General features: G+C 72.0%; 9 protein-coding genes. 6 read left to right on the top strand and 3 right to left on the bottom strand.

Annotation, left to right across the window (positions count from 1 at the left end; translation table 11 throughout):
- The first annotated feature begins 38 nt into the window (after positions 1 to 38).
- Genes ACIRB7_RS29045 through ACIRB7_RS29020 form a run of 6 tightly spaced genes read left to right on the top strand, consistent with a single transcriptional unit; the run spans position 39 to position 6,739 of the window.
- Positions 39 to 1,088, top strand: a complete 1,050-nt coding sequence (locus ACIRB7_RS29045; protein ID WP_403604206.1) for a cupin-like domain-containing protein — start codon at positions 39 to 41, stop codon at positions 1,086 to 1,088.
- Positions 1,089 to 1,147: 59 nt separating this feature from the next.
- Positions 1,148 to 2,515, top strand: a complete 1,368-nt coding sequence (locus ACIRB7_RS29040; RefSeq protein WP_403604203.1) for an MFS transporter — start codon at positions 1,148 to 1,150, stop codon at positions 2,513 to 2,515.
- Positions 2,512 to 2,703, top strand: coding sequence for an MbtH family NRPS accessory protein (locus ACIRB7_RS29035; protein ID WP_351211084.1), 192 nt, complete (start codon positions 2,512 to 2,514; stop codon positions 2,701 to 2,703). Before ACIRB7_RS29040 ends, ACIRB7_RS29035 begins: the two co-directional genes overlap by 4 nt.
- 9 nt (positions 2,704 to 2,712) lie before the next feature.
- Entirely contained in the window at positions 2,713 to 3,459 is a 747-nt protein-coding gene (locus tag ACIRB7_RS29030; RefSeq protein ID WP_403604200.1) for a thioesterase II family protein, read from the top strand.
- 2 nt (positions 3,460 to 3,461) lie between these two features.
- Entirely contained in the window at positions 3,462 to 4,319 is an 858-nt protein-coding gene (locus ACIRB7_RS29025; protein WP_403604197.1) for an alpha/beta fold hydrolase, read from the top strand.
- 20 nt (positions 4,320 to 4,339) lie between these two features.
- The gene (locus ACIRB7_RS29020) at positions 4,340 to 6,739 is read left to right on the top strand and encodes a M28 family peptidase (RefSeq protein WP_403604193.1); all 2,400 of its coding nucleotides are present in this window, start codon (positions 4,340 to 4,342) and stop codon (positions 6,737 to 6,739) included.
- Between the two features lie 70 nt (positions 6,740 to 6,809).
- Here ACIRB7_RS29020 and ACIRB7_RS29015 read toward each other — a convergent pair whose 3' ends face one another.
- From ACIRB7_RS29015 to ACIRB7_RS29005, 3 genes are all read right to left on the bottom strand, one after another.
- Complete coding sequence (locus ACIRB7_RS29015; protein WP_403604190.1) at positions 6,810 to 8,390, bottom strand: aldehyde dehydrogenase family protein; 1,581 nt, start codon at positions 8,388 to 8,390, stop codon at positions 6,810 to 6,812.
- Between the two features lie 86 nt (positions 8,391 to 8,476).
- Complete coding sequence (locus ACIRB7_RS29010) at positions 8,477 to 9,040, bottom strand: RNA 2'-phosphotransferase (protein ID WP_403604187.1); 564 nt, start codon at positions 9,038 to 9,040, stop codon at positions 8,477 to 8,479.
- A 141-nt stretch (positions 9,041 to 9,181) separates the two neighbouring features.
- Positions 9,182 to 10,111, bottom strand: a complete 930-nt coding sequence (locus tag ACIRB7_RS29005; protein ID WP_403604184.1) for a MerR family transcriptional regulator — start codon at positions 10,109 to 10,111, stop codon at positions 9,182 to 9,184.
- Positions 10,112 to 10,148 lie beyond the last annotated feature (37 nt).

The following is a 10,148-nucleotide window of genomic DNA, read 5'->3' as shown; positions in this document are numbered from 1 at the left end:
CCACCCCACAGGACACAGGAACAGGAACAGGACCCGTCATGACCATCGACCAGGCCGAACTGGACGCGACCGTCGCCGGCACGATCTTCCCCGAGGCCACGGTGAAGACCGACGCGATCGACCGGATCCACGCGCCCTCCCGCGAGGAGTTCACGCGCGAGTACGTCTACAAGCGCAAGCCCGCCATCATCACCGGCCTGATGGACTCCTGGCCGGCCATGGAGCGCTGGAGCCTCGACTACTTCCGCGAGCACTTCGGCGACCTGGACATCCACGCCAACCTCCAGCGGCTCGACAACGAGCTGATCCTGGGCAACGTCGGCGGCTTCCGCGGGATGAAGCTGGCCGCGCTGCTCGACGAGATCGAGAAGAACACGGACGCGAACCGCGCGTACTACCTGCGCGCCTACCCCGTCCACCGCATGGTCGAGCACTTCCCGGGGCTCGCGGACGACTACGACCTCCCCGACCTGGCGCCGAACTGGGCCGACATCCGCTTCAAGGCGGACTGGCGGACCGGCACGGTCAACCCGGCCAAGCTCCTCGGCCTCTACCTCGCCAAGACCTTCCTCAACCGCGGCGGCGGCAAGGGCGCCCCGCGCGAGACCGTGTCCTCGCGGGTCGCGGCCGTGATGTTCGTCGGCAGCAAGGGCACCGTCACGCCGTTCCACAGCGACGGCATGCAGACCGCGGCCTACCTGAGCCAGGTCGTCGGCCGCAAGCGCTGCTACTTCGTCTCCCCCGACCAGCACGCGAAGCTGTACCCGCGCCGGTTCCGCCGCCAGTTCGGCATGGCGCAGGTCGACTACCGCCGCCCCGACCTGACGCGCCACCCGCGCTTCAAGGACGTGGTCGTGGAGGAGACCGTCCTGCACCCGGGCGAGACGCTGTACGTCCCCAGCGGCTACTGGCACGCCATCGAGGCCATGGACACCTCGATCTCGTACAGCCACCAGATCGTCGGCGAGGACAACGCCCTCGGGTGGCTGACCTGCATCCCCGAGCGTTACCTGGCCCAGATGTACTTCAAGTCCCAGGGCGGTCTGCGCAACGTGACCGGCGCCAAGGACTGGGACGACTGGGCCTGACGGTGAGCACACCAGCGAGCACACCCCCAGCGGGCACGGCCGTGAGCACGGACGTCGGCATGGCAGCGAGTACGGCCTCCGGCACGGGAGCGAGTACGGCCTCCGGCGCGGCAGCGAGTACGGCCTCCGGCACAGGAGCGAGTACGGCCTCCGGCGCGGCAGCGAGCACGGCCGTCCCCGCCGGCCCGAATCTGCTGCGGGACCGCGACTTCCTCCTGTTCGCCGGCGGTCAGGGCGCCTCCGCACTCGGCGACGCGCTGAGCAAGACCGCCCTGCCGCTCCTCGTCCTTGCCCTCACCGGCTCCGGACTGCACATGGGCCTCATCGCCATGCTGACGGCGCTGCCCATGATGCTGCTCGGCGTCGCCGCGGGCGCCTGGGCCGACCGCTTCGACCGGCGGCGGATGATGCTCTGGTCGGACGTCGGGCGTGCCGTGCTGGTCGCCGCGGTGCCACTCGCCGCGCTGTTCGACCTGCCGATGCTGCCGGTGCTGTACGCGATCGCCGTGCCGGTCGGTGTGCTGTACGCCGTGTTCGAGGCGGCCTGCCTGTCCTGTGTCCCGTCGCTCGTCGGCCGGGACCGGCTCGGCGAGGCCAACTCGCTGCTCTCGATCGGCAACGCGCTCGGCTACATCGCGGGTCCCGCGCTCGCCGGTGTCCTGGTGACGGGCATCGGCGGGGCGGGCACTCTCGGGGTCGACGCGCTGACGTTCGCGGTGTCGGCGGTCTCCCTGATGCTGATCCGCCGCCCGCTCCAGACCGCGCGGGAGCACCCGCCGGCCCCGATGCGCCGGCAGGTCCTGGAGGGTTTCCGGTTCATCGCCGGGCACCGGCTGCTGCGGGCGGCGCTGCTCTACTGGGCGGCGATCACCTTCTTCACCGCGCCGATCATCATCTGTGCCACGTACTTCATCCGTGAGGACCTCGGCTGGTCGCCCGGCGTGCTGGGGTCGATCATCGCGGTCTACGCCGTCGGGGCGATCGCCGGCGCGGTGCTCGCCTCGCGGATCAAGGAGGCCTCCGTCGCCGTCATGTGCGCGGGGACGGTCCTCGGCAGCGTCGGCCTGCTCGTCCTGAGCGTCACCGCGTCGCTGCCGCTGGCCCTCGGCGTCGTCCTGCTCGCGGGCGGCGGGGAGTCGCTCTCCGCGATCCTCTACAGCACCCTGCGCGCCCGGCTCACCCCGGACGAGCTCCTCGGCCGGGTGACGACGACGGCGCAGGTCGCCGCGTTCAGCCTGAAACCCCTGTCCGTGCTGGTGGCCGGTCTCGCCCTCGAAGCGACCTCCGGCTCCCTGACCCTGGCCGTGATCGCGGTCTCCTGCATCGCGATCAGCGTCGCCTTCGGCCTCTTCAGCCGCCGGCTCCCGACGGCGGCCCCCGCGACCCCCCTTCTCCCGACCCTGACACCCCAAGAGGTAGTGCGATGACTGTGACCACCGTGGAGCCCGAGTACGTCGTCGTGGTCAACGACGAGGAGCAGTACTCGATCTGGCGGAGCGACCGCGAGCTGCCGGCCGGCTGGGAGGCCGACGGCCCTTCCGGCACCAAGGACGAGTGCCTCGACCACATCGAGACGGTGTGGACCGACATGCGTCCGCGCTGCGTGCGGGGCTGATCGGCCGTCATGACTCTCCTCAGAAGGCTCAGCGCCGGTGACGGAAGCAGCCGGATCGTCTGCCTGCCGTACGCGGGAGGCAACGGGACGATCTACGAGAGCTGGACCGCGTGGCTCCCCTCCGACGTGGAGCTGTGGGCCCCCGACCTGCCCGCGCGCGAGCAGCGGATGCTCGAAGCGCCCGTGGAGGACATGGAGCTGCTCGTCGCCACCCTCACCGACGAACTCGGCGCGGACGGACGGCCGACCAGCCTGTTCGGGCACAGCTTCGGCTCGCTCGTCGCGTTCGAGGTGGCCCGCAGGCTCCAGCGGCGGGCGGACCCGGTGAACTGCCTGGTCGTCTCCGGGATGCCGGCGCCGCAGGTGCTGCCCGACCGGCTCGCGCCGACGGACGCGGAGATCCTCTCCAACCTCCGTTCGCACGGTGTGGCCCCGCCGGAGTTCTTCGAGCAGCCGGATCTGCTCGAACTCGTCATGCCCGGCCTGCGGGCCGACTACCGGATGGCGATGGGCTACCGGTACCGGGACGGCGAGCAGCTCTCGGCCAGGGTGTTCGCCCTGGGAGGCACCGACGACCCCGGGGTGCCCGCCGAAGGACTCACGGCCTGGGCGGCGCAGTCCGTGTACGGCTGCCCGACCCGGATGTGGCAGGGCGGACACATGTATCTGCTGAGTCATGCCGAGGAAGTCGCCGCATTCGTGATCGGCTGCCATGTGCGGTCGACCGGCCGCACTCTGCAGTCACTGGAAGGATGAACATGGAAACGCGCAGGATCACCGTCCCCGGTGGAGAGCTCTGGACCGCCGGCAGTGGTGCGGCGGCCGCCCCCGCCGCCGTCATGGTCCACTCCGGCATCGCCCACGGGGAGATGTGGTCCCCGCTGCTGCGGGCCCTCGACGACGAGGTGTTCGGCGTCGCCTACGACTGCCGCTGCTTCGGCCGGTCCACGACGACGCTCGACGGCGAGTTCTCCGACCTCGACGACCTCGCGAGCGTCCTGGACGCCTACGGACTGAAGTCCGCCGTCCTGGTGGGGGAGTCCCGGGGCGCGCGGCTCGCGATCGACTTCGCGCTCGCCCACCCGGAGCGGGTCAGCGGGCTCTTCCTGCTCGCGCCCGACGTCTCGGGCTTCGACGGGCCGGTCGCGGACGACGAGCGCCCGCTGCTCGACGCGGTCGACGCGGCCGAGGAGGCCTGGGACGCCGCCGAGCCGGCCGACACCGACCGGGCGGTCGAGGAGCTGATCGCGCACGAGGTACGGCTGTTCGTCGACGGCCCCGGCCGTGAGCCGGCGGCCGAGCGCGCCGCCGTACGCGAGACGGTCGCCGACATGCTGCGGCTCAACTACACGCAGCAGAAGGACACCCCGGACTTCGTGAAGGCGGAGCCCGCCGCCGGACGCCTCGCGGAGCTCGGCTGCCCGGTCCGGGTCCTCGTCGGGGACGCGGACACCGCCGGCATGCGGGCCACGGCGGAGGAGATCGAGAAGACCGCTCCGGGGGCCTCGCTGGTACGGGTCCCGGACGCGGCGCACGCCCTCACCCTCGAACACCCGGAGACGGTCGAGCGTGAACTGCGAGCGTGGTTGCGGGAGATCAGGGGCGCCGGGTCATGACCGAAGGAGCAGGCACGGCGGTGAGCGCACTGAAGTCCGGGGCGGACGAGTCCGGGGCGGACGAGGGCGTACGGGACGGGGCCGACGCGCGGTCCGTACGGGCCGGAGTCGACACCGCGCGGTCCGGTCGCGACGATGTTTCACGTGAAACCCCGCGCCGCGTGGGTGTCGCGGGCCGGCCCGGTCCGGGCCGGTTCGCCGCCACCTGGGCCGTCCTGGGCCTGCTCCTGGTCGTCGCCTTCGGGCTCGCGCACTGGGCGACCCGCCCGGCGCCCGACGGGGAGGCCGGCCGCGCCGCCCTCGCCACCACCCAGCGCCTTGAGGACCTCGGCCCGCACGTCGCGGCGAGCCCGCAGGTCGCCGAGGCGCTGGACATCGTCGCCGGCGAACTGAAGGCGGTCCCCGGCCTGGAGGTGGAACGGCAGCGTGCCTCGGGCTCGTACCGCTTCCACGACCGCGCCGTCGACTACAGCGTCGAGAACGTGATCGCCCGCCAGCCCGGCGACTCCGACGACGCCCTCCTGGTGAACGTCCACGTCGACTCCGCGATGGAGGGCCCGGGCGCCGCCGACGACGGCGTCAACGTCGGCGCGCTGATCCAGGCCGCACGGCAGCTGGCAGGCCAGGACCACCACCGTACGGTCATCTACCTGTTCAACGGCGGCGAGGAGGTCGGCCTCACCGGGGCCGACGCCTTCACCCGGCACCCGTGGGCGGCGGACGTCCGCTGGTTCCTGAACCTGGAGGCTGTCGGCTCCGGCGGACTGCCCATCCTGTTCCAGGCGGGCGAGGACGACGGCCGGCTGATCGAGCTGGCGGGCAACACCGAACGGCCCTACGGTTCCGTCCTCGGCCAGTGGCTGTTCCAGGCGGGCCTCATCAACTCCGACACCGACAGCCGGGTGTGGCGCGCCCAGGGCTGGTCGGGCCTCGACTACGCCCTCTTCGAGGACGGCTACCGCTACCACACGCCGAACGACCGGGTCGTCGGCATCGGCTCCGGATCGGCGCAGGCGGTCACCGACATGACCGTCCGGTTCGCCACCGACGTGGCCGGGACCGCCGACCTCGGCGAACGGAAGCCCGCCCCCTACTACTTCGACGTGCTGTCGCGCGGCTGGGTGACCCTCGACCCGCTCCAGATGAGGATCGGCACGCTCGGGCTGCTGCTCGCCCTGGCCGCGCTGACCTGGCGGGCCTGCCGGGTCTGGGACCTCAGGACCGGCCGGGTGGCCGCCACCGCGGGCGCCGCGCTCCTCGGTCTCCCCGCGGCCGTGGTCACGGGCGTCGCGCTCGGCGCGGCCCAGTCCCTGGCCGGCCCGCACTCCTGGTTCGCGCACCCGTGGCTGGTCCACGCGGTGACGCTGCCCCTCGTCGTCCTCGGCGCGCTCGCCCCCCAGCTGCTCCTCGAACGCAGGCGCCGCCGCCGCGCCCCGGACGGCGCCCCCCGGCGGCCTGCGGCCCGTACCGCGCTCCTCGGCAACGCCTGGGCGGTCGCCCTGCTCGGGGCGGTCACCGCCTGGCTCGGCATCGGACCCGGCTACCTGCTGTGGATCGCCTCGGCCCTGCTCGTCGTGTCGATCACCGGCTTCCTGGTGCTGCCGGGCCGCTGGCGGGCGGTCCCGCTGGTGGTGAGCGCGTTCGTGTCGTTCGTGCTGATCGCACAGTTCACCCGGAACCTGTTCGAGCTCGCGGTCCCGATGATGGGCCGGCTGCCGACCGCCATCCCCCTGGACGCGGCCCTCGCCGTGGCGTCCGTCCTGGTCGCCGTACCGCTGGCGCTGATCCTCGCGCCGTTCGCCGTGTACGCGGGGCGGCCGCCGCGCCGGACCGGCCTCGTCCTGGCGGCGTACACCGTCTGCGGACTGCTCGTCGTCGGCCTCACCTCGCCGTACGACAGTGCGCACCCGAAGCTGGTGGAGCTGTTCCAGGAGCAGACCGACGCCGAGGACGCGCGGATCGTGCTGGAGGGCCGCGACTACCTCACGCCGCAGAAGCTGGGCGTCGTCGACCAGGTCGCCCGCGACACCGGGCTGCGGGCCCACGACGGCGCGCTCACCGCGCGGAAGGTGTCCATACCGGAGGGCACCGTCTCCTTCGCCACCGCCGGTACGACCGCTCCCGTCCGGATCACCCTCGGCGCGAACCGCGCGGAGCTGATCAGGATCACGGTGACGGGCCCCGGCCTCTCCGTCGGCGGCCGGCCCTTCGACGGCGGCGAGGCGGTGATCGACGTCGTCGGCCGCTTCGACGGCCACACGGTGACCGTGACCCGCTCGGGTCCCGTCGAGATCCAGGTCGACCAGGTCTTCCTGCAGACCGGGGAGGACGCGAAGCGGGCCCTGGCGGCCCTGCCCGAGTGGACGGTGGGCCACGCCCAGACGGTCGTCCAGCGCAGGTGGGCGGACGACCGGTCCTGAGAAGGCGTCACTGCCGAGGGCGCCGACGGAGGTGGTACGACCACCGCCGTCGGCGCCCTCGGCTCGGTGTCTATCGGGTGCCGTCGGTCCAAGCCGCGGGCAGCCGGTAGGTCAGGTCGGCTTCGACGGTCGCCACGTCCATCTGGGCCTTCTGCAGCGAGCCGGAGAAGTCCCAGTTCATCGACTGCCAGCGGGTGAACTGGTCGAGGACCCACACACCGGACTGGCGGCTGCCGTTGCCGGACTTGCCGTTGCCGCCGAACGGCAGGTGGGCCTCCGCGCCCGAGGTGGAGTTGTTGACGCTGATCATTCCGGCGCCGACGCCCTGCCGGAAGCGGAACGCGGTGGCCGGGTCGCTGGTCCAGACGGCTGCGGAGAGCCCGTAACCCGGGGTGTTGGCGAGCTCGATCGCCTCGTCGATCGTCCGGTACGTAGTCACCCCGACGATCGGCCCGAAGGTCTCCTCAAGGAAGATCCGGTCCGTGGGGCGGACCCCGTCCACGAGCACCGGGTGGTAGTACAGGCCGTCCGACGGATCACCGACGAAGCCCTCCCGGGGCGACTCGGCGGTGATCCTGCCGACCGCGGTCGAACCGAGGACCGTGTGGTGCTCGTCGATCCAGCTCAGGGCGGTCTCGTAGGAGCGGGCGAACTTCTCGTCGAGCAGCGGGCCGTAGACGACGCCCTCGGACGGCTCGCCCACCGGCGCGGTCCGTACCGCCTCGGTGAAGCGGCGCACGAACTCGTCGCGCACGTCCTCGTGCGCGATGACCGTGCCCAGCGAGGTGCAGCGCTGGCCCGCCGTGCCGTAGCCGGAGAACAGCGCGGCCTGCACGGCCAGGTCGAGGTCCGCGTCGGGCGCGACGACCATCGGGTTCTTGCCGCCGAGCTCCAGGCACGGCGTCTGCAGGTGCCGGCCGCACAGCTCACCGATCCGCCGGCCGACGAGCGTCGAGCCCGTGAAGCCGACCTTGTCCACCAGACCGCGGCCCAGCGCCGCGTCCAGACCCTCGAACGTCGTCTCGCCGTCGGCGAAGACCAGGTTGAGGACCCCGGCGGGCACGCCCGCCCGCCACGCGAGTTCGGCCAGGGCGCGGGCGGTCGCCGCCGCGTACTCGGCGGGCTTCCACACGACCGCGTTGCCGCACAGCAGGGCCGGGGCCAGGTACCACGAGGGCACCGCCACGGGGAAGTTGCCCGCCGTCACGATGACCGCCACGCCGACTGGCATCCGGAAGGTGAAGAGCTGCTTGTCGGGCATCTCCGACGGCACCGTGTGCCCGTACAGCCGCCTGCCCTCGCCGAGGAAGAACTCGCAGGTGTCGATGATCTCCTGGACCTCGCCCAGCGCCTCGGCGTACGTCTTGCCCACCTCGCGGGTGACCAGCCGGGCGAGGGCCTCCTTGTTCTCCTGCACCAGGCGCCCGAAGGCCCCGACGACCTGCCCGCGCACCGGGGCCGGCACCCGTGCCCAGTCGCGCTGTGCCTCGCGCGCCGCCGCGCAGGCGTCCTGGAACGTGTCCGCGTCGGCCAGCCGGACCTCGGTGACGACGTCGCTCAGGAGCGCCGGGTTCCGTGAGGTGTAGGTGACGCCGTCCCCGGCGGTCTCCTTGCCGTCGATCACCGAGTTCAGCGCAGTCGGAGCCGCCACCTGGGTTTCCTCTCACCGTGTCGAATGCGGCCGCGAGTATAGCTGTCGGCGCCCGCGTGACCGGCTCGTCGGACCAGGCCCTTCGATCACGCCCCCGGGAAGCGCAGGAACTCCGGTGGGACGGCGTCGGACAGCCAGACCCCGTTGGCGCTGACGTGGAAGACGTGTCCGGCCCGGTGCATGGCGCCGGCGTCGACGGCGAGCACGACCGGCCGCCCGCGGCGGGCGCCGACCCGGGTCGCGGTCTCCCGGTCGGGGGAGAGGTGCACATGGTGGCGGGCCATGGGGCGCAGCCCCTCCGCCCGGATCGCGGGGAGCACGGCCGCGACCGTGCCGTGGTAGAGGTACGCGGGCGGTTCGGCGGCCGGCAGGTCCAGGTCCACCTCGACGGTGTGGCCCTGGCTGGCGCGGATGCGGGTGCCCTCGATCGCGAACCGCTTCTTGTCGTTGGTCGCGACGACGTGGTCGAGTTCCTCGCGGGTGATCGGGAAGCCGCTCCGCGCGGTGGCGTCGAGCAGCGCGTCGATCTCGGTCCAGCCCTGGGCGTCGAGAACGAGTCCGATGCGCTCGGGCTGGTGGCGCAGATGCTTGGAGAGGTACTTCGAGACTTTCACCGTGCGGCGCTCGTCCGACGGTTGTTGACGGGTCATTCCCTCAGGATGCCGGAGCCGGGTCCGCCCGACCATTGATTTGCGGCGGGCAGGTTTGGTCCACAGCCAAAGTGAGTTATCCACAGGCTGGTTGCGAATTCTGTGGACAACAGGTCTGTGACTACAGGCCAATTGAGCAACTTAATCCACAACAGGGCGACTTGCGGTAAGAGCGTCCAATGTTCGCTTGTGTACCTCTCGTTCGGCGGCGGCGGCTACGAAGGCCGCGACCCCCTCCTGCCCGACAAGATCCTGAACCGCCCGTATGGTCCCGGCCGGAAGCGCCACCGGGCGCGGCTCGTCATCCCGCACCGGTGGCGCGTCCGGCGACAGGTGGAGCTGGAGATGCCGGGTCGCCAACACTTGCATGGCACGTGCCAGTTCGGCGTCCACGGTCTGCTGGGCGAGTGGCCGGAGCCGTCGCACCATCGTCGCCGCCTCGGTCGCGTCCGCGTCCGTCGGCGGCCGGTGCTCCAGATAGCGGGCGAAGACGTGCTCGGTCGTGAACTCCAGGAAACGGGAGGCGATGTGCTCCACCTGATCGCGAAGTTCCCTCAGATGACCGGTGATCGCCACGAGCGGCACCCCCGCCGCGTACAACTCCACCGCAACGGCAAGCTCCTGTGGGCTGGGTACGAGGTACTCCTCCGTCTCCCGGTCCGGTATCCGCTCCAGTACGCCGAGCTCGACGGCCTCCCGGATGGCGTCCTCGTCCGGCGTGCCGCCGAAGCGGGCGTCCAGTTCGGCGCGCGAGATCCGGGCCGCCTCCTCGTCCGTCCACGGCCCGTGGACCTCCGCGACCAGACCGAGCACCCCGCCGAGGCCCCGGCCGGTGTCCCAGGCCTCCAGGAGCTCCTTGATCGAGGCCAGGGTGTAGCCCCGGTCGAGGAGGTCGGCGATCTGCCGGAGCCGCGCGAGGTGCGCGTCCCCGTACACGTTCGACCTGCCCCGCCGCTCCGGACGGGGCAGCAGACCGCGGTCCTGATAGGCGCGGATCGTCCGGACGGTGGCCCCGCTGTGATGGGCGAGGTCCTCGATCCGGTACTCCGGCTGTGCTGACTGCTCGGACAAAACCGCTCCCACCGACCGCTCGCTCCACCCCGTCACC

The sequence above is a fragment of the Streptomyces sp. NPDC093795 genome (genome assembly GCF_044764665.1).
Classification (GTDB): domain Bacteria; phylum Actinomycetota; class Actinomycetes; order Streptomycetales; family Streptomycetaceae; genus Streptomyces.
This window is presented reverse-complemented; position numbering and strand designations above follow the sequence as displayed.